The following is a 23329-nucleotide window of genomic DNA, read 5'->3' as shown; positions in this document are numbered from 1 at the left end:
TGGTTCCGAATCAATGATGATCTCGGCGGTGACGGCCTTCCCAGGGACGGTCCCGCCCCCGTGGTCGCAGCCGCAGCACGAGAGAGGGCGGAACCGATGTCCCAGCAGGTCCGCGGAGTGGTCGCACCGGGCAGGAACGAGCCGGTGCGGGTCGAGACGATCATCGTCCCCGACCCCGGTCCGGGAGAGGCCGTGGTGCAGGTGCAGGCCTGCGGGGTCTGCCATACCGACCTGCACTACAAGCAGGGCGGGATCAACGACGACTTCCCGTTCCTGCTGGGCCACGAGGCCGCCGGAATCGTCGAATCCGTGGGCCCCGGCGTCACCGATGTCACCCCCGGCGACTTCGTGATCCTCAACTGGCGCGCGGTCTGCGGAAACTGCCGGGCCTGCCGCCGCGGCCGCCCGTGGTACTGCTTCGACACGCACAACGCCCGGCAGCGGATGACCCTCACCGACGGCACCGAGCTGACCCCTGCGCTCGGCATCGGAGCCTTCGCGGAGAAGACCCTGGTCGCCGCCGGACAGTGCACCAAGGTCGACCCGGCCGTCGCCCCCTCCGTCGCCGGACTCCTCGGCTGCGGCGTCATGGCGGGTATCGGCGCCGCGGTCAACACCGGCGCGGTCACCCGCGGTGACACCGTCGCCGTCATCGGCTGCGGAGGCGTCGGCGACGCGGCGATCGTGGGCGCCCGGCTCGCCGGAGCCGCCACGGTCATCGGCGTCGACATCGACGACCGCAAGCTGGAGACCGCCCGCTCCATGGGCGCCACCCACACGGTCAACTCCCGCACCACGGACCCCGTCGAGGCCGTCCGCGAACTGACCGGCGGCTTCGGCGCCGACGTCGTCATCGAGGCCGTCGGCCGACCCGAGACCTACCGGCAGGCGTTCTACGCCCGCGATCTCGCGGGCACCGTCGTCCTGGTCGGCGTCCCGACCCCCGAGATGACCCTCGAACTGCCCCTGCTGGACGTCTTCGGCCGCGGCGGCTCCCTCAAATCGTCGTGGTACGGCGACTGTCTGCCCTCCCGCGACTTCCCGATGCTGATCGACCTCCACCAGCAGGGCCGGATCGACCTCGGCGCTTTCGTCACCGAGACCATCGGCCTCGACGATATCGAGCAGGCCTTCGCCCGGATGCACGAGGGCGACGTCCTCCGCTCGGTGGTGACCCTGTGACCACCCGCATCGACCGGCTGATCACCTCCGGCACCTTCGCCCTCGACGGCGGCGTCTGGGACGTCGACAACAACGTCTGGATCGTCGGCGACGACTCCGAGGCGATCGTCATCGACGCCGCCCACGACGCCGCCGCCATCGAGACCGCCCTCGGCGGCCGTTCGCTCAGGGCGATCGTCTGCACCCACGCCCACAACGACCACATCGACGCCGCCCCGGCGCTCGCCGCGGCCACCGGCGCCCCCGTCCTGCTCCACCCGGACGATCTGCCGCTGTGGCGGCAGACGCACCCCGACCATGAGCCGGACGGCCCGCTCACCGACGGCCTGACCCTCACCGTCGGCGGTACCGAGCTGACCGTGCTGCACACCCCGGGCCACGCCCCCGGGGCGGTCTGTCTGTATGCCCCCGCCCTCTCGGCCGTCTTCACCGGCGACACCCTCTTCTCGGGCGGCCCCGGCGCCACCGGCCGCTCCTTCAGCCACTTCCCCACGATCATCGACTCGATCCGGGAGCGGCTGCTGACGCTCCCGCCCGACACCGCGGTCCTCACCGGCCACGGCGATGCGACGACCATCGGCGCCGAGGCACCCGCTCTCGACGAGTGGATTCAGCGGGGCCACTGAGCGAGCCGCAGCCCGCTCTCGAAGCGGCGGTGCTCACCGGTCAGCGGATCGGTGAACTCCAGCACCTTCGCCAGCAGTTGGAGCGGCCTGGACCAGTCCTCGGCCGCGGCCTCCTGGACGACCGGATACAGCGGGTCGTCCAGGAGCGGCAGCCCCAGCGCGTTCATATGGACCCGCAGCTGATGGGTCCGCCCGGTCACCGGAAGCAGGCGGTACCGTCCCAGCCCCGCCCGGTGCTCCACCAGCTCCACCCGGCTCTCGCTGTTGGGCTCTCCGGCCTCCTCACGGGCCGCGAGCACCCCCCGCTCCTTCACGATCCGGCTCCGCAGGGTCCGCGGCAGCACCACCCCCGGGTCGTACGGAGCCACCCCCTCGTACTCCTTGCGCACCCGCCGGTCCCGGAACAGCGTCTGGTACGCCCCCCGGTCCCCGGCCCGGACGATGCAGAGCACCAGCCCCGCCGTCAGCCGGTCGAGCCGGTGCGCGGGCTGGAGCTCCGGCAGCCCCAGCTCACGCCGGAGCCTCGACTGCACGGTCTCGGTGATATGCCGGCCACGGGGCGTGGTGGCGAGGAAGTGCGGTTTGTCGGCGACGACGATCCGCTCGTCCCGGTACACGATCCCGGTCCCGAACGGCACCGGCTCCTCCGGAGCGAAATCCCGGTGGAACCAGAGCAGCAGCCCCGCCGCATACGGTTCGCCCGCCGTGACGGCGCCCTCGCGCGAGACGATCCGGCCCGCGCCGAGCAGCGCATCGGCCCGCTCGGCGCCGTACCGCTCGGCCAGATGGTCCCGGACGGTCGCCCACCGCCCGCCGGGGTCGTCGGGCAGCCTGAGCCGTACGGGATCGACCCCGTCGCGCTGGGGCAGGGGCGAGACGGGCGCCCGTCGTCCACGGCTCACCGCGGCTCCTCTCCTGCTGCCGTCCCCACCCGTGGGGGAGCCCGGATACGGGAAAAGCCCCTCCGAAGAGGGGCCTTTCCGCTGGTGTCCGAGGGGGGACTTGAACCCCCACGCCCGATAAAGGGCACTAGCACCTCAAGCTAGCGCGTCTGCCATTCCGCCACCCGGACCAGGTGTCCGCCGTTCGGCCTGGGCCGTTCCGACGTGGAAAACCATAGCAAACATTCGGGGGTCTCCGATCACCCCTTTCCCCTCCACCGGACTCCACGGGGATCCGCCGGGCTTCTCTTGGGACCCGGCGCCCGGGCGCGGGAGGATGGGCGGGAAGCACCAGCGACTGCGGGAGGAACCAGCGTGAGCGAGCCGACGAGGGCCCGGACTGTCCGGGGCGAGGACGAGGTCGTGGATCTGTGCCGGGAACTGATCCGCATCGACACCAGCAACTACGGCGACCACTCCGGGCCGGGGGAGCGTGCCGCGGCCGAGTACGTCGCGGAGAAGCTGGCCGACGTGGGGCTGGAACCGAAGATCATCGAATCGCACCGGGGCCGGGCCTCCACGGTGGCCCGGATCGAGGGCGAGGACCCCTCACGTCCCGCGCTCCTGATCCACGGGCACACCGACGTCGTCCCGGCCAACGCCCATGACTGGACCCACCACCCCTTCTCCGGGGAGATCGCCGACGGCTGCGTCTGGGGCCGGGGCGCGGTCGACATGAAGGACATGGATGCCATGACCCTCGCCGTCGTACGGGACCGGCTGCGCAGCGGACGCAAGCCCCCGCGCGATGTCGTCCTGGCCTTCCTCGCCGACGAGGAGGCCGGCGGCACCTACGGCGCCCGCCATCTCGTCGACAAGCACCCGGATCTCTTCGAGGGCGTCACGGAGGCGATCGGCGAGGTCGGCGGCTTCTCCTTCACCGTCAACGAGAACCTGCGGCTCTACCTCGTCGAGACCGCCCAGAAGGGCATGCACTGGATGCGGCTGACCGTGGACGGCACGGCCGGCCACGGCTCCATGACCAACAACGACAACGCGATCACCGAACTGTGCGAGGCCGTCGGACGGCTCGGCCGGCACCGCTGGCCGGTGCGGATGACCCCCACCGTACGGTCCTTCCTCGACGAGCTGTCCGACGCGCTCGGCACTCCGCTCGACCCCGAGGACATGGATGCCACCATGGCCAAGCTCGGCGGCATCGCCAAGATGATCGGCGCCACCCTGCGCAACTCCGCCGCCCCCACCATGCTGGGCGCCGGCTACAAGGTGAACGTCATCCCCGGGCAGGCCACGGCCCATGTCGACGGCCGCTTTCTGCCGGGCCACGAGGAGGAGTTCCTGGCCGACCTCGACCGGCTGCTGGGCCCGCGGGTACGGCGCGAGGACGTCCACGCCGACAAGGCGCTGGAGACCGGTTTCGACGGCGATCTGGTGGACGCCATGCAGTCCGCGCTGCGCGCCGAGGACCCGATCGCGCGGGCCGTGCCGTACATGCTCTCCGGCGGTACCGACGCCAAGTCCTTCGACGACCTCGGCATCCGCTGCTTCGGCTTCGCCCCGCTGCAACTGCCGCCCGAGCTGGACTTCGCCGGAATGTTCCACGGCGTCGACGAGCGGGTCCCCGTCGACGGACTCAAGTTCGGCGTCCGGGTCCTGGACCGCTTCCTCGACGCCTGCTGAGCCCCGTCCCGGCGCGCGGCAGCACCGGTGCGACTCTCCGACAATCGTCTCTGTGTGCGTGACTGACTGAAAAGAGTGAAAGCCTCCTCCGCCTCGTAGCTCCCTCGAACCCTCCTCGTTACAGGTGGTGCGGTCCGCGGCTGGGACCGCACTGCCTACTAGGAGGAATAATGATCAAGAAGGTCGTCGCCGCCGCGGCTGTCACCGGTGGTCTGGTGCTGGCCGGCGCGGGTGCCGCCGTTGCCAGCTCGGGCGCCCAGGGTGCCGCTGTGAACTCCCCCGGTGTGCTGTCCGGCAATGTCGTCCAGATTCCGGTCCACGTGCCGGTCAACGTCTGCGGCAACACGATCAACGTGGTCGGGCTGCTGAACCCCGCCTTCGGCAACACCTGCATCAACGGCTGAATGCCGCATCACATGCCCCGGGCCCCGAGGGCCCGGGCATGAAAGCGGGCGGTCCCGGAGCGCAACCACGCACTCCGGGACCGCCCGGCATTTCCGCCCCGGGCGCCCGTGCCCGGAGGAATTCCTGACGATTCAAGAAGGCAGGGAATCACCTATGCGACAGGTGACGCGTAAGGGCCTGATCACCATGGCCGCGGCGGCGGGCGGGGCACTCGCTCTGAGCGGGGGATACGCACAAGCGGACTCCGGAGCGAACGGGGCGGCGGTCAACTCCCCGGGCGTCGGCTCGGGGAACACGGTCCAGGTCCCGGTCAACGTCCCGGTCAACGCCTGCGGCAACACGGTGGACGTGGTCGGACTCCTGAACCCCGCGTTCGGCAACAACTGCGCCAACACCTCCTCCCCGGCCAAGGCGGGACCGGCGAAGCCCTCGCAGGCCAAGCCCGCCCCCGCGCCCGCCCCGGCCGCACCCGGCTCCGGCACCGGCGTTCCCGCCGCCAATCTGCCCGCCGCCGATCTGCCCGCAGGCAACCTGCCCGCGGCCACGAACGGCTCCGGCACCACCACCACCGGCGGCGGTGCCCACGCGGGCGGCGGAACGGCCAACTCCCCAGGTGTCGGCTCCGGCAACACGGTCCAGGCCCCCGTCGACGTCCCGGTCAACGCCTGCGGCAACACCGTCGACATCATCAGCCTGCTGAACCCCGCGTTCGGCAACAGCTGCGTCAACGACAGTTCGATCGCCCAGCCGCCGCTCCCCGAGCAGCCGGTCAAGCCCGGACAGCCGGTCGAGCCGCCGACCGCCGTCAAGCCGGTCAACCGCGCGCCGGAGGCGCCCGTGAGCCGCTCCGCCGAACGCCCGGCCCAGGACGACGACGTTCTCGCCCACACCGGAGCCGGTTCGCTCGGCCTGATCGCCCCGGCCGGGGCGGGCCTGCTGCTGGCCGGTGCCGTCCTCTACCGGCGGTCGCGCGCCTCCGCCTGACCGGCCGAAACCCTCCCGTACTCCCGAGCCCGGCGCCGTACGCACGGCGCCCATGGGACGGCCGGGGTACGCGGACGACAGAGCGGGCCCCGCCGCGGCGCGGCCCCATTTCGCGCTGATCGCACCGGGTGACCGGCGGACAGCGCGCCGATCACCCGGTCCCGCCCCGGGGCCGCCCACCGGCCGACGGGGCGTGATCACCAGGGATCACCAGGTGGCGCGGAGCTGGCGGATGATCCGCCGCCGCAGCCGCACTCTCCGGCTGCCGTCCCGGTGCAGTGTCAGTCGGTCCAACTCCCAGTGTCCGTACTCGGCATGGTCGGTGAGCAGACGGGTCGCCTCCTTGCGGGAGACCCCGCGGGGGACGTACACGTCGACAAATTCGTATTCCGGCATCGCATCTATTGTGCGGGCACAGCCCCGGTACGGATAGCGTCTGCACTATGTCTGATGCTGCGCAGCCCACCGCTGCCGAGGTACGTGCCGCCGCGGAGGCGGTCAAAGCCGCACTGGACCGTCACCTCGCGGCGGTCGAGAACCGCACGGGAGAGGACGACCCGGCCGTCTACGACGCGTTCAACGCCCTGGCCGTGGCGGCCGAGGCGTACGACGAACGGCTCTACGACCGCTACGACGAGGTCACGCCCTTCGAGATCCCGGGGGCGGAGGACGCGCTGCCGCCCTATGCGGGACCCGAAGCACCGAAGGCCCTCAGCGTGCTGATCCGCCGTGATTACGCGGTGGTCGAGCCGCAGCGGCTGCTCGCGCAGGCCCAGCGCATCGCCGATATCGAGGCCGTGGACGACTCGGGCCCGGGGGCCGGACGGCCCGCCGGGGCGAGTGTGCACACGGCGCTCGGGGTGCTCTTCGGAGAGTACGAGCCCGACGAGATCGCCACCCGGCACAAGGAGTTCGGCCTGGAGGAAGGCGACTCCACGCTCTGGGTCTCCGCCGGCGACGAGCTTCCCGAGCCGGGCGAATGGCTGGCCGCTCCCTTCGAAGCGGATGCCCAGCGGGTGATCTGCCGCTTCGATGTGAGCGCCGTCTTCGACGAGGACGACCTCGGCGAGGAGCTCGACGAACTGCGCCGCTGACCGGCGGCCGCCGCGCAGGCGGTAGGGGCCGGGCCCGCTCCCCGCATCCGGGGGAGCGGGCCCGGCCCCCGGCCGTACCGGAGCGTGGCTCCTCGGACCCGGCCCGGGGCCGTGGTTCCCCGGCCCTTCCCCGGCCCGTCTTACCGCCGGTGGTCCAGCAGTGTCCTGGCGATGGCGACCTGGGCCGGCTCCAGCCTGTCCTTCCCGTCCTCGACGTCCCAGAGTCCGTTCTGGAGCACCCGGCCCAGCGTCCAGCCGACGGCCCGGCGGCGGTCCGCGCCGACCGCCTCGGTCAGACGGTCGAAGCGGTGGAGCACGGCCCGGCCGATATCGCCGGACGAGGTCACCGCCTCCCACCGGTCGTCGATGGCGGGCAGCAGATCGAAACCGGGATCCCCGGCCAGCGGCTCCGGGTCGATCGCCAGCCAGGGCTCGCGCTCACCGGCGAGCACATTGCCCGCGTGCAGATCCCAGTGGAGCAGCCGGTTCCCCGCCTCGCCGGTCAGCTCGGCGACGGCGGCGGCACAGGTCTCCAGCAGCTTCCGCTCGTCCGGGTCGCGCAGCGCCGGCACGGCTGCCGGGGTCTCCTCCACCATCGCGGCGGCGATATCGGACAGGCCCCGCAGCCCGGCGGGTGCGGGGACTGCGGTCAGCCGGGCGAGCAGACCGGCGAGTACTCCGAGAGCCGTCTCCTCATCGGTCACCGAGGACAACGGCCGGGATGCGTCCAGCCGTTCCAGCAGCTGGGCCGCGCTGCTCTCGTCGTGTTCGAGCAGCCGTACGATGCCGTTGCTCCGCCAGGCGCGCAGCCCGTCGGCCGCCCCGGCGGTCTCCTCGCGCAACCGCTGGAGTTTGAGCGCGGCGGGCTCGCCGCCCGGCCGGCGCACGGGCAGGACCAGCGAGGCCATGCCCCAGCGGGCCGGGCCGTCGGGCCGCAGCTCCCACCGGTCCAGCAGCTCTCCGCCGAGCCTCGGCAGTCCGGCGAGCCACGTACGCGCCTCGGCGCCCTGGGCACCGTACGACGCGGCGAAGGCGCCGGGGACGTCGATCGGGGTCGATATGGTCATGGAAATGTCACTCCTTCGTGGACAGCGGATGCCGTGGGCGTACGAAGGAGTGGAGCGGCGGTGCCCGGCTGCCGGGCAGATGTCACAGCATGCGGCCACCTTAACGCGGTGTGATCGCCGGGCCGCGGGATTTTCGGCCGGGGCCGTCACCGCCGGATCCGGCCGCCCGGCGGTGCGGGCCGGGCGGCCGGATCCCCGGTCAGGCCTCCTGGCCGCCGGAGGCGGCGAGCAGGGCCGTGAGCAGGCTGCGCAGGCGGGTGGTGCGCGGTACGGAGGGGATCGTGGCCACCGCCGCGGGCAGCGCCGCCTCGGCGCCGTGGACCACCGACAGATGGCGTTCGGCGCGGCCGAAGGCCGTGTACACCCAGGGGCGGCTCAGCGCGTCCACGGCATCGCCGGGCAGCACCACGACCGCTGCGGGCCAGCGCAGCGCCGCCGCCTGATGGGCGGTCAGGGCCCAGCCGTGCCGCAGGGTCGCGCCGACCCGGTCCCTGGCCACCGTCACCGCCGTACCCTCGCAGTCGAGCCGGAGGCCCGCTGCGTCGGCCGAGACGACGGTGCCGGGCAGGGTGCGTCCCGGGGCCGGGGTGTACGCGATCCGGTCGCCGGGGTCGTAGCCGCCGAAGCGGCCGGGGCCGGGGTTCAGCCGGGCCTTGAGCGCCGTGTTGAGCGCGCGGGTGCCCGCGGAACCGTGATGGGCGACGGTGATCACCTGGGTACGGTCGGCGGGGACGCCGATCGCCCGGGGAATCGAGTCGGCGACCAGCTGGACCGTACGGTGGACGGCCTCGCCCGCATCCCGCACCGGGACGATCACGACCTCCTTGCCCGGGGCTTCGACCTGGTTGAGTTCGCCGACGCCGATCCCGGAGACCAGTTCGCCGAGCAGGCCGGGGTCCGGAACCCGGGAGGCGATCCGGGGGCAGACCCCGGAGGCCAGCAGATCGGTGAAGACATCACCGGCACCCGCCGGGCCCAGCTGTCCCGGATCGCCGCCGAGCACCAGCCGGGCGCCGTCGGGGAGGGATTCCACGAGCACCGCCGCGGGTTCCACGCCGAGCCGGGGTGCGTCCAGGACGACCAGCAGATCGAGCGCCCAGGCGCCGTCCTCGTCCCGGCCCGGTCCGGCCGCGCCGGCGAGCAGCGCGGCGACCGTGACCGCGTCCGGGCCCAGGGCGCGGGCCGCCTGCTCGCTGTGGACGGCGACGACCGCCGTCAGCCCGAGGGACCGGGCGGCCCCGGCGAGACCGGCCGGCTCGGCGCGGGCGGCCTCGCCGCCCGTATGGAGGACCAGACCGTGGGCGGCGAGGGCCCGGGTCAGCTCCGTTGGCTCCGCCACCGACTCCCAGCGGGGGTCCGGACCGCTTCGGGCCAGTCTGGCGAGACCGTCGGCGAGGCTCTCCTCGGCGAGGGCGTACCGGTCGACGGCGAGCAGTACGGGCCCCGCCGGAGCCTCCTCGCCGCTGCCCGGATCCTCCGTTCCTTCCCCGGCCGGCCCGGCGTCGGTCTCCTGCGCGGGCTCGGTGCGGCCGTCGGCGCCGGTGGGGAAGGCCAGCACCGTACCGTCCGCGACCGCCTGCCCCAGTGCCTCGCCGGGATCGGGCACCGCGCGCCCGGCGAGCGCGGCCAGGACGGCGGACGACGGCACCGCGGTGTCCCCCCGCAGCGCCGCCCGCTCCAGCTCCCGGACGATCAGGGCGGCGGTGCGCCTCGGGTCCCCGGGACCGCAGTCGCCCGCCAGCAGCGTCTGGGCGAAGGAATCGGCCTGCTCGGGGCCGACCCCGGGCACGGCGAGCAGCCGCCAGGGGTCGTCCTGGAGTACGGCGGCGGCCCGCTCCCCGAGGGCCTCCACCACCGCGGGGGCCGACTCCTCGGGAGCCCGCCCCCGGGCCAGCACGGCCCGCGCGGCGGCCACAGCTCCCGGGGCGGGCCCTGCCACCGTCGCGGGGGCCTGCGGAGCCGTTCGGGGGGCGGTGATCCGCGGCGGGGCGGTCCCGGCGGGGCGGGCCGCCGCGGCCGCCGCCGGGTAGAACGTGCTGCCGGACTTCTCGCCGCGCTCCACGGCCCGGACGGCCGCGAGCAGTTCGGCCGCCGAACCGCTCAGCCCGTCACCGGCGGCCACCGGCCCGGTGCGCTCGGCCTTGCGCCGCGCGATCTTCGCCCGCAGCGCGCGCTGCGCGGCCAGCTCCGCCTGCGCCTCCGACAACTGCCCGGTTTCCCGGTTGCCGTCCCCGCTGTCTGTGCCGTCTGCGGTGTTTGCGGGTTCGCCTTCGGCGGCTGCGGTGTCCTCCGGCGGGCCGTCCCGTTCCGCTTCCGAACCGGAAGCCGACGGCTGATCCTCCAGAGCCTCCGGGCCCTCCGATGCGCTGCCGGACGCACCGGATGCGCCGGATGCCGGTTCCTCGCGGGCGCCGTCCGGGCCCGTGGCCCGTACCTCCCCGTCCTGTTCCGCCGCCGGAGTCCCGCCGGGCGCACCGGTCCCGGCTGCGGGGCGGTCTTCGGCGGCCTCGGACTCACGGCCCTCGGCCTCGGCCGGGGGTTCGGGGTGCGGCCCCCGGGAAGGCGCGGTCACAGCGTGCTCCAGTCCTGGTCGGGATAGTGGTGCACGGGAGCCGACACATCGTCGAGCGCCCGGCGGATCTCGTCAGGAAGACTAAGCGTCTCCACCGACAACGCGGCCGTGAGCTGCTGCGCGTTGCGCGCGCCGACGATCGGGGCCACCACTCCGGGGCGGTCCCGGACCCAGGCGAGCGCCACCTGAAGCGGTGTGACGGCGAGCCCGTCCGCTGCGGTGGTCACCGCATCCACGATGCGGTCGGCCGTCTCGTCCAGATACGGCTCGACGAAGGCACCGAGCCGCTCCGACGCGCCCCGCGAGTCCGCCGGGATCCCACTGCGGTACTTGCCGGTGAGCACCCCGCGCCCCAGCGGCGAGGACGGCAGCAGACCGACGCCCAGATCCAGTGCGGCGGGCAGCACCTCGCGCTCCACACCCCGCTGCAGCAGGGAGTACTCCATCTGAGTGCTGGCGATCCGGGTGCGTACCCCGGGCGCGGCGAGCTGCCAGGTCGCGGCCTTGGCGAGCTGCCAGCCGCAGAAGTTCGACACTCCCGCATACCGGGCGCGACCGCTGGTGACGGCGGTGTCCACGGCCTGGAGGGTCTCCTCCAGCGGGGTCAGCGGGTCGAAGGCGTGGACCTGCCACAGGTCGACATGGTCGGTGCCCAGCCGCTGGAGGGAGTCGTCGAGCGCGGCGAGCAGATGCCCCCGCGAGCCGTCGAAGCGGCGGTCGGGATCGGGCACACTGCCGGCCTTGGTCGCTATGACCAGATCGCGCCGGGGCACAAGCCGCTCCACGAGCTGCCCCAGCACGTACTCGGCATCCCCGCCCCCGTACACATCGGCGGTGTCGACGAGCGTCCCGCCCGCCTCCCAGAACACCTTGAGTTGGTCGGCGGCGTCGTGCTCATCGGTGTCCCGGCCCCAGGTCAGGGTGCCGAGCCCGATCCGGGACACGCGCAGGCCGGTGCTGCCGAGATGCCTCTGCTCCATGAGCGCTGAGGGTACTGGCCGAGGGACGGCACCGAGAGAGCCTGTGGACAACCGGGCAACGGCCCGGACCGCGGTACGGGGTGGTGACGACGACCCTGACGGATCCGGTCCGGGCGCGCTAGAGTCCCGCCACAGGGATGTTACTGATTGGTAAGGGGAGTGGGTATGCGGCTCGGCATCAATCTCGGCTACTGGGGCGCCGGCATGGACGGCGACAATCTGGCCGTCGCCCGGGAGGCCGACCGCCTCGGCTACGACGTCTGCTGGGCGGCCGAGGCCTACGGCTCCGACGCGCCGACCGTCCTGAGCTGGGTCGCGGCGCAGACCGAGCGCATCGACGTCGGCTCCGCCATCATGCAGATCCCGGCCCGCCAGCCCGCCATGACGGCCATGACGGCCGCCACTCTCGACTCCCTCTCCGGCGGACGCTTCCGGCTCGGCCTCGGCGTGTCCGGCCCTCAGGTCTCGGAGGGCTGGTACGGGGTGAAATTCGACAAGCCGCTCTCCCGTACCCGGGAGTACGTCGAGATCGTCCGCAAGGCGATGTCCCGTCAGCGGCTCACCCACGACGGGGAACACTGGACCCTCCCGCTGCCCGGCGGCCCCGGCAAGCCCATCAAGCTCACCGTCCACCCCGAGCGCGAGCACATCCCCCTCTACATCGCCGCCATAGGCCCCAAGAACCTCGAACAGACCGGTGAGATCGCCGACGGCGCTCTGCTGATCTTCCCGTCCGCCGCGCATCTTGAGGAGACCGCGATCCGGCCGCTGCGCGCGGGCCGCGAGAAGGCCGGAAAGACCATGGAGGGCTTCGACGTCTGCCCGACCGTGCCGCTCGCGCTCGGGGACGACGTCACCGCGCTCGCCGACGTCTTCCGCCCCTACACCGCCCTGTACGTCGGCGGTATGGGCAGCCGCAAGCAGAACTTCTACAACCAGCTCGCCCGTCGCATGGGGTACGAGAAGGAGGCCGCCGAGATCCAGGACCGCTACCTGGACGGGGACAAGGACGGCGCCGCCGCCGCCGTACCGCACGAGCTGATCGACTCCACCACCCTCCTCGGCTCCGTCGAGCGGATCGCCGACCGGATGCGTGCCTACGCGGACGCCGGGGTCACCACCCTCACGCTTGCCCCGGCGGGATTCACCCTCGACGAGCGCCTCTCCGCCCTGCGCGCCGGTACGGAGGCCCTGGAGCACGCCGGACTGGCCTGAGCACGGCTGCCCGGGGCGGCCGAACGGCGCGGCGCAGTACGGGACGCCGCGCCGTTCTGCCCCGGGCGCGGCGGGCTCCGGCCGCCGTACCCGGCCGGCCAACGCGCCCCACCCACCGCACCGGCATCGTCCGGAGCAGTACCGTGCCCTGTTCGGCGCAGTGGTCCGTCCGAGCTGTTGCCACCTGTGCCCCACCGCATTTGACTCGTCCTTTGCGGATGCTTTCAGGAGGTGCAGCCATGCTCTCGGCCCGAAGCCTGTTCCAGGAAATCCTCGACAACGACGGCTCCTACCAGCTCTTCTGCTCCATCGCCGCGAGCGGTGAGGCACAGGGCGGCTGGGAGAACGCGCGCATCGCCGCCCTGGTACCCGCGGGCCTGCGCGACCTCGCCCCCAGGATCACCCGGCACGGCGCCGACGAGGACAAGCACGGCAGGATCTTCAACGCCCTGCTGAGGAAGCGCGGGCTCGACCCCGTCCCGGTCCCGCCCGAGGCCGATTACACGATGCTCCTCGAACGCCGCGGTATCGGCCTCGCACACGAGAAGCTCGGCCGCGAGGAGACCCTCACCGAGCAGGACATCGTCGTCTACCTCTCCCACAGCCGCGTCACCGAGCAGCGTGCCGCCGACCAGATGATCATGCTGGTCAGGTACTTCGGCGACCACCCCGAGGTCGGCAGGGCCATCAGGATGATCTCCCACGACGAGGACAACCACCTCGCCTACTGCCACGAGGAACTCCTGCGGCTCACCGCCGCGGGGCACGGCCCGGCCATCCACCGGATCCTGCGCTCGTGCGCTCTCGCCGAGATCAGGATCTACCGCGATGTCAGCCTCGCCGTGATGGAGCGCATGGGCGGTCTGCTGGGCTGGTCGCGGACGAAGGCGGCGGTGCTGACCGCCGGGGTCCACGCGATGTACCTCTACGAACGGCTCGGCGGCTGGCGCCGCATGGTCCGGCTGCGGATGCCGGAGCGCCGCGGGGCCCTCGACGGGCCCGCGGCACCCGCTCCGGCGTTCTGAGCCCCGGCCGCCGGTCCGGCGGTGGACGAACCCCTGAGGTACGCCCGGTTCCGCCCCCTCCGGCCCGACCGGTGCCGCGCCGTCCGGACGCCGGGCGGACGGTGACGCCCCGGGGCGCCGGGAACCGTCGCGACGGCCTTCGCGGATAGGAACGCCACAACCGGTGAACATGTGTGCAATACGGGTGGCCGGATCGGCGGGACCGGGTCGGCGGCGGTTGTCCACAGGGCCCCCACGGGCCGTCCCCGGACGCCTACCCTGGCGGACATGGCCACCCTGATTCTCGTACGCCACGGACGCTCCACCGCCAATACGGCGGGCGTGCTCGCGGGCCGGACCCCCGGAGTCCATCTCGACGAACGCGGAGTCGAACAGGCGGCGGCACTGCCCGGACGCCTCGCCGCCGTCCCCCTCGTCCTCGCCGTCTCCAGCCCCCAGGAGCGCTGCCGGGAGACCCTCGGGCCGCTTCTCGGCGCCCGCCCCGGGCTGGAGCTGCGGACCGACGAGCGCGTCGCCGAATGCGACTACGGCGACTGGTCCGGGCGCAAGCTCGGAGAGCTGGCCGACGACCCCCTGATGGCGGTGGTCCAGCAGCACCCCTCGGCGGCCGCCTTCCCCGGCGGGGAATCCCTGCGCGGGATGCAGGCCCGCGCCGTCGACGCCGTCCGCGACTGGAACGCCCGGGTGACCGCCGAGCACGGCGAGGACGCGGCCTATCTCGTCTGCACCCACGGCGACATCATCAAATCCCTCGTCGCCGACGCCCTCGGCCTCCATCTCGACCTCTTCCAGCGGATCCATGCCGAACCGTGCTCCGTCACCGCCGTCCGGTACACCGGGACCCGCCCCTTCCTGCTGCGTCTCGGAGACACCGGCGAATTCGGCTCCCTCGTACCCCGTCACGACCGCCGGACCGGCGCGGGTACGACCGGCGGTGACCCCGCCCCCGAGGGGAACGCGGTGGTAGGGGGTGGTGCGGGCGCCCCGTGATCGTCCGGCGCAGTAGGGTGGACGGGCGGTCGGCGCATACGGCCGTACAGCCCGTGACACCGTGCCCGCGCGGCCGGACCGCCGTCGTCAACAGCACAGCCACTCCGCCGTCACCGCACCGGCCCCGGCCGCCGGAGCACGGCCCGGCGGCTGTCCCCGAGCCCGAGGGAGTCAGAGCGTGTCCCGTCAGGTGTTCCTCTACGACCCGCCGGACCGGTTCGTGGCCGGTACGGTCGGGCTCCCCGGACGCCGTACGTTCTTCCTCCAGGCGTCAGCCGGAGGCCGTGTCACCAGCGTCGCCCTGGAGAAGACCCAGGTGGCGGCGTTGGCCGAGCGCATCGACGAGCTTCTCGACGAAGTCGTACGGCGTACCGGAGGCAATGCCCCGGTGCCCGCGGTGGCCCCCGCCGACATCGCCGACACCGCACCGCTCGACGCCCCCGTCGAGGAGGAGTTCCGGGTCGGGACCATGGCGCTGGCCTGGGACGGCGAGGAACAGCGCATGATCGTCGAAGCCCAGGCCCTGGTCGAGCTGGAAGCCGATTCGGAGGAAGACCTCGCCGAGGCCGAGGAGCGGCTGCTCCAGGACGAGGAGAACGGCCCCCCGATGCTCCGGGTCCGGCTCACCGGCGCCCAGGCACGGGCCTTCGCCAAACGCGCTCTCGACGTCGTCAACGCGGGCCGCCCGCCGTGCCCCCTGTGCAGCCTCCCGCTCGACCCGGAAGGACATGTATGCCCGCGCCAGAACGGATACCGCCGGGGGGCATGACCGCCCCCGACGGCCGTACCGGGGCGCTCCGCCTGCTCGCCGAAGGCGAGCTGACCGTACGCGGCCGGATCCCCGGGGCGTCCAACGCGGTACTCCTCTGCACGGTGGCGTACCAGGGCGAGGAGGCGAGCTGCGTCTACAAGCCCGTCACCGGTGAGCGCCCCCTGTGGGACTTCCCCGACGGCACCCTCGCCGAGCGCGAGATCGCCGCCTGGGAGGTCTCCGAGGCGCTCGGCTGGGGACTCGTCCCGCCGACCGTGCTGCGCGACGGCCCCCACGGCCGCGGCATGGTCCAGCTCTGGATCGAAGCGGACCCCGACGCCGGACTGCTCGCCCTGGTCGACGGCGACGAACCCGGCGACGGCTGGAAGGCGGTCGGCTTCGCCGAGGTCGGCGAGGGCCGCACCGCCCTCCTGGTCCACGCGGACGACGACCGCCTCCGCAGGCTCGCCGTACTCGACGCGGTGATCAACAACGGTGACCGCAAGGGCGGCCATCTCCTCCCCGCCGTGGACGGGGCGCTGTACGCGATCGACCACGGCGTCACCTTCAACGCCGAAGCCAGGCTCCGCACCCTCCTGTGGGGCTGGGCGGGGGAGCCGCTGCCGCCCGACGCCGTGGCGGCCCTGGCCCGGCTCGCGGACGCCCTGCGCCCGGACGGGCCCCTGGCCGCCCGGCTGGCCGAGCTGCTGACCGCCACCGAAGTCCACGCCGTCCGCGTGCGCGTGGACCGCCTCCGGGCCACCGGCACCCACCCGGCGCCGACGGGGGAGTGGCCGGCCATCCCCTGGCCCCCGGTCTGACCCGTCCCGATCCGCGGCCGGGCGGCGCTCGCCCGCAGCTCCGCGGCCCCGGGGGGTTTCGCCGGGCGGGGCCCGGGGAAGCCTGGGGCACGGAGGCTCACGCCAGGATCGTTGCACCCCGCGGCAGCGTCGGCGCGGGGGCTGAGGTTAGGCTCGGATGCATGCATGCCTGGCCCGCTTCCGAGGTCCCCGCCCTGCCCGGCAAGGGCCGCGACCTCAGGATTCACGACACCGCGACCGGTGAACGAGTCACCCTCGCACCCGGTCCCGTCGCCCGTCTCTACGTCTGCGGTATCACCCCGTACGACGCGACCCATCTGGGTCACGCGGCGACTTACAACGCGTTCGACCTCGTCCAGCGCGTGTGGCTCGACACGAAGCGACAGGTTCACTACGTCCAGAACGTCACGGACATCGACGATCCGCTCCTGGAGCGCGCCGTCCGGGACGGCGAGGACTGGACGGAGCTGGCACAGCGCGAGACCAAGCTGTTCCGCGAGGACATGACGGCCCTGCGGATGCTGCCCCCGCGCCACTACATCGGTGCGGTCGAGTCGATACCCCGCATCGTCCCGCTCGTGGAACGGCTCCGCGACGCCGGGGCCGCCTACGACCTCGACGGCGACACCTACTTCTCGGTGGAGAGCGACCCGCACTTCGGCGAGGTGTCCCGCCTCGACGCCGAGGCCATGAGGCTGCTCTCCGCCGAACGCGGCGGCGACCCGGACCGGCCCGGCAAGAAGAACCCCCTCGACCCGGTCCTGTGGCTGGCCGCCCGGGACGGCGAACCGCACTGGGACGGCGGCACCCTCGGCCCCGGCCGCCCCGGCTGGCACATCGAGTGCGTGGCCATCGCCCTCGACCACCTCGGCATGGGCTTCGACATCCAGGGCGGCGGCTCCGACCTGGTCTTCCCCCATCATGAGATGGGCGCGTCGCACGCCCAGGCACTCACCGGCGAGCATCCCTTCGCCCAGGCGTACGTCCACGCCGGAATGGTCGCGCTGGACGGCGAGAAGATGTCGAAGTCCCGGGGCAACCTGGTCTTCGTCTCGGCCCTGCGCCGGGCCGGCACCGACCCGGCCGCCATCCGGCTCGCGCTCCTCGCCCACCACTACCGCAGCGACTGGGAGTGGACGGACGCGGACCTCACGGCCGCCGAAGAGCGTCTCGCCCACTGGCGTGCCGCGGTGTCCCGCCCCGACGGACCGTCCGCCGACGGGATGCTGGAGGAGGTCCGTACCGCACTCGCCGACGATCTCGACACACCCGCCGCGCTCGCCGCGGTCGACCGCTGGGCCGAACTCCAGCGGTCGGCGGGCGGTACGGAAGAGGACGCCCCGGGCCTTGTCTCACGGACCGTGGACGCGCTGCTGGGCGTGGCGCTCTGAACCGAGCGGCCTCACCGGGGGAGACGACTCCCCGGTGAGGCCCTTGCGGCCGACGGTCCGGGGCCGCGCTGAGGGAGAACACAGCACGGCGGGGACGCGCCCGCGGTGTGCGGGCGGCGTCCCCGCCGGGTAGCCGACGCCGTCGGCGTCAGGTGTCTTCCTCGTCGGAGTCGGAGTCGGAGTCGGAGTCGGAACCGGGGCCCGTACCGGATTCGGCACCGGAGCCCGCGCCGGGGCCCTTGTCGGACTCCGGTGCCGGGCCCGACTCGGCCCCGTCCCCGGAATCCGTATCCGAACCGGATCCGGAGCCGCCGGAGCCGCCGGAGCCGCCGGAGTCCGTGGATCCGTCCGGCCGTCCGTCGGCGGTCGCGTCCGCCTGCCCATCGCCGGCATCATCGCCGCCCCCGTCGCCGGGCCCGGTCTCGCCGTCCGGCTCCCGGTCCCGCGCATCGGCCGCCTCGTCGCGCTCCGGCCACCGCGCCTTGGACGGACGTCCGAGCCCGCCCGACGGATCGCGCAGATACGATCCACCGGCCGTACCGGCGGAACCGCCCGGTCCCGGCTCGCCCGGATCGGGCCCGACACCCGGCCCCGGCCCCAGTCCGCCCACCGCGCCAGGACCGCCGTCCCGTCGCCGCAGATAGCGTTCGAACTCGCGGGCGATGGCCTCGCCCGAGGCCTCCGGCAGTTCCGCCGTGTCGCGCGCCTCCTCCAGCGTCTGGACGTACTCGGCGACCTCGGAGTCCTCGGCCGCGAGCTGATCCACCCCCAACTGCCAGGCCCGAGCGTCCTCGGGCAGTTCGCCCAGCGGGATCCGTAGCCCGATCAGATCCTCCAGCCGGTTCAGCAGTGCCAGCGTCGCCTTGGGGTTCGGCGGCTGCGACACATAGTGCGGCACCGCCGCCCACAGGCTCACGGCGGGCACCCCGGCATGTGTGCACGCCTCCTGGAGGATGCCGACGATGCCCGTCGGCCCCTCGTACCGGGTCTCCTCCAGGTCCAGCGTCCGGGCCAGATCGGGATCGGAGGTGATGCCGCTGACCGGGACCGGCCGGGTGTGCGGGGTGTCCCCGAGCAGTGCGCCGAGGATCACCACCATCTCCACGCCCAGTTCATGGGCGAATCCGAGGATCTCATTGCAGAACGAACGCCAGCGCATGGACGGTTCGATACCGCGCACCAGCACCAGATCACGGGGCTTGTCGCCGCCCACCCGGACCACCGACAGCCGGGTCGTGGGCCAGGTGATCTTCCGTACTCCGCCGTCCATGTACACCGTGGGCCGGTTGACCTGGAAGTCGTAGTAGTCCTCGGCGTCGAGTGCCGCGAAGACCTCGCCCTTCCACTCCCGGTCCAGATGTGCGACCGCGGTGGAGGCAGCGTCGCCGGCGTCGTTCCAGCCCTCGAACGCGGCCACCATGACCGGGTCGATCAGCTCGGGTACCCCCTCGAGCTCGATCACCCAGTGCCTCCTTCCGAAGTTCCCTCTCGTACGCCCCAACCTTACGGCTTTCGGGCGGTGCCACCGCAGCCCCTGTGCACGGCCGGGTGAACGGGTGTCCGTCCGTTTCCTTGCCCCCAACGCCGCTGATTCATCCGAGCTGTTACCAGGAGATTCCCAGCATTTTCCGATTGCACAGGGCGGCGTCCGCGGCAGCCGGTCGCCGGAGCGGTCCGGGGAACGCGCCGTCTCAGTGCGCCGAGCGGAGCCACCGCTCCGCACTCGCGATATGCACCGTCGCCCAGGAGCGGGCCGCTTCCGCGTCCCCGTCGCGCAGTGCGGCCAGGATCGCCCGGTGTTCGTCGACCGCGGTCCCGATGGCACTCTCCCGGCTCGGCCCCCGCCAGATCCTGGCCCGGCTCGCAGGTCCTGCCAGCCCGTCGAGGAGGGCGCACAGGACCGAATTGCCCGACCAGCGGACGATGCCGCGGTGGAAGGCGAGATCGGCTTCGACCAGCTCGTCCACCGAGGTCTCCGGGCCCAGCGCGTCCACCTGCGCGTCCAGCTCCGCGAGCGCCGCACCGGTGATCCGGCCGGCCGCGAGACCCGTCGCCGCGGGCTCCAGGATCCGGCGTACGGCAAGGAACTCCGGCGCCGTGTCGTCGCGGTGGCAGTCCGCGACGAAGCGGAGCGCCTCCCTCAGCATCCGGGCGTCGAGACCGGTCACATAGGTGCCGTCGCCCTGCCGGACGTCGAGGATCCGGAGCACCGAGAGCGCCCGGACGGCCTCCCGCAGCGAATTGCGCGACAGTCCGAGACCCGCGGCCAGTTCGCTCTCCCGGGGGAGCCGGTCGCCGGGCCGCAGCTCGCCCGAGACGATCATGTCTTTGATCTTCTCGATCGCGTCGTCCGTGACGGCCATGAGGCGCCCCCGTCCCGTGAGTCATCGGACGTCTGACGGTGTCCGAGAGTACCGCGTGGGCGGCTCCGGCGGAGCCGCCCACGACGGGGGTGCGACCGGGTGCCCGCGGGGAGGGCGGGCACCCGCGGGGGGTCAGGACCGCTGCGCCAGCAGACCCTCCACCCGGCCCCGGATCTCGTCCGTGGCCAGGCCGCGAATGGTCAGCGTGGTACGGCGGCGCAGCACGTCGTCCGCGGTCTCGGCCCACTCGTGGTCGCGCGCGTACACGACCTGGGCCCAGATCTCCGGGGCGTCGGGGTGGATCCGCTCGGCCAGCGCGCGGTCGTCGTTGGCGAGCCGGGCGATGTCGAACGCCAGCGAACCGTAGTGGGTGGCGAGATGGCGGGCGGTGTCCGCGGCCATCCGGGGGCCGGGCGCCGGCCCGTCGACCAGCAGCCGGTGCTCGACCGCGCGCGGATTGGCTATGCCGGGCAGCGGCAGCTTCCGCGGCAGGCTCCCGATCGGGGTCATGTCCTCGGACAGCGGCTGTCCGGGCAGAGCCGCCAGCTTGTTCATGATCGTACGGCCGATATGGCGGAAGGTCGTCCACTTGCCGCCCGCGATCGACAGCATGCCGCCCGCGCCCTCGGTGACCACGGTCTCCCGCTTGGCCCGGGAGGTGTCGCCGGGGCCGCCCGGCAGCACCCGCAGTCCGGCGAAGGAGTAGGTGATCAGATCGCGCGAGAGCTGCTGGTCCCGGACCGAGAAGGCGGCCTCGTCGAGGATCTGCGCGGTGTCCTTCTCGGTGACCGACACATCGGCGGGGTCGCCCTCGTACATCTCGTCCGTCGTACCGAGCAGGAGCATGTCCTCCCACGGCAGGGCGAAGGTGATCCGGTACTTGTCGATCGGGGTGGCCAGCGCCGCCCGCCAGGGGGAGGTGCGCTTGAGGACCAGGTGCGCGCCCTTGGAGAGCCGGATCGACGGGGCCGCGTTCGGGTCCTCCATCCGCCGCAGGTGGTCCACCCACGGGCCGGTGGCGTTGAGGACCAGCCGGGCGGTGACCCCGAACTCGGTTCCGTCGGTACGGTCCCTGAGGTCGGCACCGCTCACCCGGCCCTTGGTGAACCGCAGTCCGGTGACCTCCGCGTGGTTGAGGACGGTGGCACCGGCGGCGACGGCCGCGCGGACCGTCATCAGCGCCATCCGGGCGTCGTTCATCTGGTCGTCGCCGTAGACCGCGACGGCCTTCAGCCCGTCGGTGCGCAGCTCGGGCACGTCCCGGCGGGCCCGGGACGGGCTGATCACATGGCCGACGCCGTCGCCGAAGGCGGAGAGGGCCGAGTACGCGAAGACACCGGCGCCCAGCTTGGCCGCACCGTGCGGTCCGCCCTTGTAGACGGGCAGATAGAAGGTGAGCGGGTTGGAGAGATGCGGGGCGACCTCGCGGGAGACCGCCCGCCGCTCGAAGTGGTTCTCCGCGACCAGCTTCACCGCACCGGTCTGGAGGTAGCGCAGACCGCCGTGGAGCAGTTTGGAGGAGGCGGAGGAGGTGGCGCCGGCGAAGTCGCCGGCGTCCACCAGGGCCACCCGCAGCCCGGCCTGGGCGGCGTGCCAGGCGGTGGAGATGCCCAGGATGCCGCCGCCGATCACCAGGAGATCGTAGGTGGCCCGGGCCAGCTGCTCCCGGGTCTCGGCACGGCCCGGCAGGGAGCCTGCGGCCGGGTGCGTCCCGAGGGCCGGAACGCTCTGCAGGGTGGTCATTTCGATTACTCCTCGTGCTCGATCCAGCCCATGGTCCGCTCGACGGCCTTGAGCCAGTTCTTGTACTCGCTCCGGCGCCGGTCGGCGTCCATGCGAGGGGTCCATTCGGCGGCCCGGCGCCAGTTGGCGCGGAGCGCGTCGGTGTCCGGCCAGAAGCCGACCGCGAGGCCGGCGGCGTAGGCCGCGCCGAGGCAGGTGGTCTCGGCGACCATCGGGCGCACGACGGGTGCGTCCAGAACGTCGGCGAGGGTCTGCATCAGCAGGTTGTTGGAGGTCATTCCGCCGTCGACCTTGAGGGCGGTCAGTTCGACGCCGGAGTCCTTGGTCATGGCGTCCGTGATCTCACGGGTCTGCCAGGCCGTGGCCTCCAGCACGGCACGGGCGATATGCGCCTTGGTGACGTACCTGGTCAGACCGGCGATCACACCGCGGGCGTCCGACCGCCAGTAGGGGGCGAAGAGCCCGGAGAAGGCGGGGACGACATAGGCGCCGCCGTTGTCCTCCACCGACAGGGCGAGGGTCTCGATCTCGGCGGCCGACTTGATCAGCCCCATCTGGTCGCGCATCCACTGCACCAGCGAGCCGGTGACGGCGATGGAGCCTTCCAGGGCGTAGACCGGGGCCTGGTCGCCGATCCGGTAGCCGACCGTGGTCAGCAGTCCGTTGTACGAGTTCACCGGGGTGCCGCCGGTGTTCATCAGCATGAAGGTGCCGGTGCCGTACGTGGACTTGGCCTCGCCCTCGGAGAAGCAGGTCTGGCCGAAGAGGGCGGCCTGCTGGTCACCGAGAGCGGAGGCGACGGGCACACCGTCGAGTACGCCGCCCTTGGCGGTGCCGTACACCTCGGAGGAGGAGCGGATCTCCGGCAGGACCGCCGCGGGCACCTCCATGGAGGTGAGGATCTTGTCGTCCCACGCCATGGTGTGGAGGTTCATCAGCATGGTGCGCGACGCATTGGTCACATCCGTGACATGGACACCGCCGTCGACTCCACCGGTGAGGTTCCAGATGACCCAGGAGTCCATGGTGCCGAAGAGGATGTCACCGCGTTCGGCGCGCTCGCGCAGGCCCTCGACGTTGTCCAGCAGCCAGCGGACCTTCGGCCCGGCGAAGTAGCTGGCGAGCGGCAGCCCGGTCTCGCGGCGGAAGCGGTCCTGGCCGACGTTGCGGCCCAGTTCCCGGCAGAGCGCGTCGGTACGGGTGTCCTGCCAGACGATCGCGTTGTGCACCGGCTCACCGGTGGCGCGGTCCCACAGCAGCGTGGTCTCGCGCTGGTTGGTGATGCCGATCGCCTGCACGTCGTCCCGGGTGATCCCGGCCTTCGCGAGGGCGCCCGCCACCACCTCCTGGACATTGGTCCAGATCTCGGCGGCGTCGTGCTCGACCCAGCCCGGCTTCGGGAAGATCTGCTCGTGTTCCTTCTGGTCGACCGAGACGATCCGGCCGTCCTTGTCGAAGACGATGCAGCGACTGGACGTGGTGCCCTGGTCGATGGCGGCGATGAACGGTCCGGCGGTGTGTGCGTCGGTCACGGGGTG

General features: G+C 72.8%; 21 protein-coding genes and 1 tRNA gene. 12 read left to right on the top strand and 10 right to left on the bottom strand.

What is annotated here, in order from left to right:
* Positions 1-96 precede the first annotated feature (96 nt).
* Positions 97-1182, top strand: a complete 1086-nt coding sequence (locus tag ACIQ9E_RS14385; protein WP_403706658.1) for an S-(hydroxymethyl)mycothiol dehydrogenase — start codon at positions 97-99, stop codon at positions 1180-1182.
* Positions 1179-1808: an MBL fold metallo-hydrolase gene (locus tag ACIQ9E_RS14380; protein ID WP_403706656.1), complete on the top strand. Its 630-nt coding sequence runs from the start codon at positions 1179-1181 to the stop codon at positions 1806-1808. Before ACIQ9E_RS14385 ends, ACIQ9E_RS14380 begins: the two co-directional genes overlap by 4 nt.
* On the opposite strand, the gene ACIQ9E_RS14375 is transcribed toward ACIQ9E_RS14380, so the two are convergent.
* Both ACIQ9E_RS14375 and ACIQ9E_RS14370 read right to left on the bottom strand, forming a co-directional pair.
* The gene (locus ACIQ9E_RS14375; protein ID WP_403706654.1) at positions 1793-2710 is read right to left on the bottom strand and encodes a pseudouridine synthase; all 918 of its coding nucleotides are present in this window, start codon (positions 2708-2710) and stop codon (positions 1793-1795) included. The two genes, ACIQ9E_RS14380 and ACIQ9E_RS14375, sit on opposite strands and share 16 nt — an antisense overlap.
* Positions 2711-2792: 82 nt before the next feature.
* Positions 2793-2880 (bottom strand) — tRNA-Leu (locus ACIQ9E_RS14370).
* Positions 2881-3064: 184 nt separating this feature from the next.
* Here ACIQ9E_RS14370 and ACIQ9E_RS14365 point away from each other — a divergent pair.
* From ACIQ9E_RS14365 to ACIQ9E_RS14355, 3 genes are all read left to right on the top strand, one after another.
* Complete coding sequence (locus ACIQ9E_RS14365) at positions 3065-4390, top strand: M20/M25/M40 family metallo-hydrolase (protein WP_403706652.1); 1326 nt, start codon at positions 3065-3067, stop codon at positions 4388-4390.
* 170 nt (positions 4391-4560) lie between these two features.
* Positions 4561-4794: a chaplin ChpH gene (gene chpH / locus ACIQ9E_RS14360; RefSeq protein WP_403706650.1), complete on the top strand. Its 234-nt coding sequence runs from the start codon at positions 4561-4563 to the stop codon at positions 4792-4794.
* A 154-nt stretch (positions 4795-4948) separates the two neighbouring features.
* On the top strand, positions 4949-5779 hold the full coding sequence (locus ACIQ9E_RS14355) for a chaplin (protein WP_403706648.1): 831 nt from the start codon (positions 4949-4951) through the stop codon (positions 5777-5779).
* A 207-nt stretch (positions 5780-5986) separates the two neighbouring features.
* Here the strand turns inward: ACIQ9E_RS14355 and ACIQ9E_RS14350 are convergent, their stop codons facing one another.
* The gene (locus tag ACIQ9E_RS14350) at positions 5987-6175 is read right to left on the bottom strand and encodes a DUF5703 family protein (protein WP_006350169.1); all 189 of its coding nucleotides are present in this window, start codon (positions 6173-6175) and stop codon (positions 5987-5989) included.
* A 47-nt stretch (positions 6176-6222) separates the two neighbouring features.
* Between ACIQ9E_RS14350 and ACIQ9E_RS14345 the strand changes: the two genes are divergently transcribed.
* Positions 6223-6873 carry a hypothetical protein gene (locus ACIQ9E_RS14345; RefSeq protein ID WP_403706646.1) on the top strand — a complete coding sequence of 217 codons (651 nt, stop codon included), beginning with the start codon at positions 6223-6225 and terminating at the stop codon, positions 6871-6873.
* Between the two features lie 140 nt (positions 6874-7013).
* Here ACIQ9E_RS14345 and ACIQ9E_RS14340 read toward each other — a convergent pair whose 3' ends face one another.
* The 3 genes from ACIQ9E_RS14340 to ACIQ9E_RS14330 all read right to left on the bottom strand — a co-directional run bounded on the left by ACIQ9E_RS14340 (position 7014) and on the right by ACIQ9E_RS14330 (position 11492).
* On the bottom strand, positions 7014-7940 hold the full coding sequence (locus ACIQ9E_RS14340) for an aminoglycoside phosphotransferase family protein (RefSeq protein ID WP_403706644.1): 927 nt from the start codon (positions 7938-7940) through the stop codon (positions 7014-7016).
* A gap of 199 nt (positions 7941-8139) precedes the next feature.
* A complete protein-coding gene (locus ACIQ9E_RS14335; protein ID WP_403706642.1) occupies positions 8140-10512 on the bottom strand; it encodes a helix-hairpin-helix domain-containing protein in 2373 nt (790 codons plus the stop codon).
* The gene (locus ACIQ9E_RS14330; protein ID WP_403706640.1) at positions 10509-11492 is read right to left on the bottom strand and encodes an aldo/keto reductase; all 984 of its coding nucleotides are present in this window, start codon (positions 11490-11492) and stop codon (positions 10509-10511) included. Before ACIQ9E_RS14330 ends, ACIQ9E_RS14335 begins: the two co-directional genes overlap by 4 nt.
* Before the next feature lie 165 nt (positions 11493-11657).
* Here ACIQ9E_RS14330 and ACIQ9E_RS14325 point away from each other — a divergent pair, with 165 nt between their 5' ends.
* From ACIQ9E_RS14325 to mshC, 6 genes are all read left to right on the top strand, one after another.
* Complete coding sequence (locus ACIQ9E_RS14325; protein WP_403706639.1) at positions 11658-12707, top strand: LLM class F420-dependent oxidoreductase; 1050 nt, start codon at positions 11658-11660, stop codon at positions 12705-12707.
* A gap of 239 nt (positions 12708-12946) precedes the next feature.
* Positions 12947-13732, top strand: coding sequence for a ferritin-like domain-containing protein (locus tag ACIQ9E_RS14320; protein ID WP_403706637.1), 786 nt, complete (start codon positions 12947-12949; stop codon positions 13730-13732).
* Positions 13733-13999: 267 nt separating this feature from the next.
* Positions 14000-14722, top strand: coding sequence for a histidine phosphatase family protein (locus ACIQ9E_RS14315; RefSeq protein ID WP_403706635.1), 723 nt, complete (start codon positions 14000-14002; stop codon positions 14720-14722).
* Between the two features lie 178 nt (positions 14723-14900).
* Entirely contained in the window at positions 14901-15491 is a 591-nt protein-coding gene (locus ACIQ9E_RS14310) for a DUF3090 domain-containing protein (RefSeq protein WP_006350178.1), read from the top strand.
* A complete protein-coding gene (locus ACIQ9E_RS14305) occupies positions 15455-16294 on the top strand; it encodes an SCO1664 family protein (protein WP_403706633.1) in 840 nt (279 codons plus the stop codon). Before ACIQ9E_RS14310 ends, ACIQ9E_RS14305 begins: the two co-directional genes overlap by 37 nt.
* A gap of 161 nt (positions 16295-16455) precedes the next feature.
* Complete coding sequence (gene mshC / locus ACIQ9E_RS14300) at positions 16456-17685, top strand: cysteine--1-D-myo-inosityl 2-amino-2-deoxy-alpha-D-glucopyranoside ligase (protein WP_403706631.1); 1230 nt, start codon at positions 16456-16458, stop codon at positions 17683-17685.
* A 148-nt stretch (positions 17686-17833) separates the two neighbouring features.
* On the opposite strand, the gene ACIQ9E_RS14295 is transcribed toward mshC, so the two are convergent.
* The 4 genes from ACIQ9E_RS14295 to glpK all read right to left on the bottom strand — a co-directional run bounded on the left by ACIQ9E_RS14295 (position 17834) and on the right by glpK (position 23323).
* Positions 17834-19147: a PAC2 family protein gene (locus ACIQ9E_RS14295; RefSeq protein ID WP_403706629.1), complete on the bottom strand. Its 1314-nt coding sequence runs from the start codon at positions 19145-19147 to the stop codon at positions 17834-17836.
* 229 nt (positions 19148-19376) lie between these two features.
* Positions 19377-20048 (bottom strand): FadR/GntR family transcriptional regulator, encoded by a 672-nt coding sequence (locus ACIQ9E_RS14290; protein ID WP_403706626.1) that lies wholly within the window; start codon positions 20046-20048, stop codon positions 19377-19379.
* A gap of 132 nt (positions 20049-20180) precedes the next feature.
* The gene (locus tag ACIQ9E_RS14285) at positions 20181-21791 is read right to left on the bottom strand and encodes an FAD-dependent oxidoreductase (protein ID WP_403706625.1); all 1611 of its coding nucleotides are present in this window, start codon (positions 21789-21791) and stop codon (positions 20181-20183) included.
* A 5-nt stretch (positions 21792-21796) separates the two neighbouring features.
* On the bottom strand, positions 21797-23323 hold the full coding sequence (glpK, locus tag ACIQ9E_RS14280; RefSeq protein ID WP_403706623.1) for a glycerol kinase GlpK: 1527 nt from the start codon (positions 23321-23323) through the stop codon (positions 21797-21799).
* Between the last annotated feature and the right edge of the window lie 6 nt (positions 23324-23329).

It is taken from the genome of Streptomyces sp. NPDC094448, assembly GCF_044763775.1.
Lineage (GTDB): Bacteria > Actinomycetota > Actinomycetes > Streptomycetales > Streptomycetaceae > Streptomyces.
The sequence above is the reverse complement of the archived record's forward strand: the minus strand, read 5'-3'. Positions and strand labels throughout refer to the sequence as shown.

Bases quoted from the DNA above. Each gene is read 5' to 3' on its own strand.
- ACIQ9E_RS14385 (WP_403706658.1), top strand. From the start codon at position 97: ATGTCCCAGCAGGTCCGCGGAGTGGTCGCACCGGGCAGGAACGAGCCG.
- chpH (WP_403706650.1), top strand. From the start codon at position 4,561: ATGATCAAGAAGGTCGTCGCCGCCGCGGCTGTCACCGGTGGTCTGGTG.
- ACIQ9E_RS14355 (WP_403706648.1), top strand. From the start codon at position 4,949: ATGCGACAGGTGACGCGTAAGGGCCTGATCACCATGGCCGCGGCGGCG.
- ACIQ9E_RS14350 (WP_006350169.1), bottom strand. From the start codon at position 6,175: ATGCCGGAATACGAATTTGTCGACGTGTACGTCCCCCGCGGGGTCTCC.
- ACIQ9E_RS14345 (WP_403706646.1), top strand. From the start codon at position 6,223: ATGTCTGATGCTGCGCAGCCCACCGCTGCCGAGGTACGTGCCGCCGCG.
- ACIQ9E_RS14340 (WP_403706644.1), bottom strand. From the start codon at position 7,940: ATGACCATATCGACCCCGATCGACGTCCCCGGCGCCTTCGCCGCGTCG.
- ACIQ9E_RS14330 (WP_403706640.1), bottom strand. From the start codon at position 11,492: ATGGAGCAGAGGCATCTCGGCAGCACCGGCCTGCGCGTGTCCCGGATC.
- ACIQ9E_RS14325 (WP_403706639.1), top strand. From the start codon at position 11,658: ATGCGGCTCGGCATCAATCTCGGCTACTGGGGCGCCGGCATGGACGGC.
- ACIQ9E_RS14320 (WP_403706637.1), top strand. From the start codon at position 12,947: ATGCTCTCGGCCCGAAGCCTGTTCCAGGAAATCCTCGACAACGACGGC.
- ACIQ9E_RS14315 (WP_403706635.1), top strand. From the start codon at position 14,000: ATGGCCACCCTGATTCTCGTACGCCACGGACGCTCCACCGCCAATACG.
- ACIQ9E_RS14305 (WP_403706633.1), top strand. From the start codon at position 15,455: ATGCCCGCGCCAGAACGGATACCGCCGGGGGGCATGACCGCCCCCGAC.
- mshC (WP_403706631.1), top strand. From the start codon at position 16,456: ATGCATGCCTGGCCCGCTTCCGAGGTCCCCGCCCTGCCCGGCAAGGGC.
- ACIQ9E_RS14290 (WP_403706626.1), bottom strand. From the start codon at position 20,048: ATGGCCGTCACGGACGACGCGATCGAGAAGATCAAAGACATGATCGTC.
- ACIQ9E_RS14285 (WP_403706625.1), bottom strand. From the start codon at position 21,791: ATGACCACCCTGCAGAGCGTTCCGGCCCTCGGGACGCACCCGGCCGCA.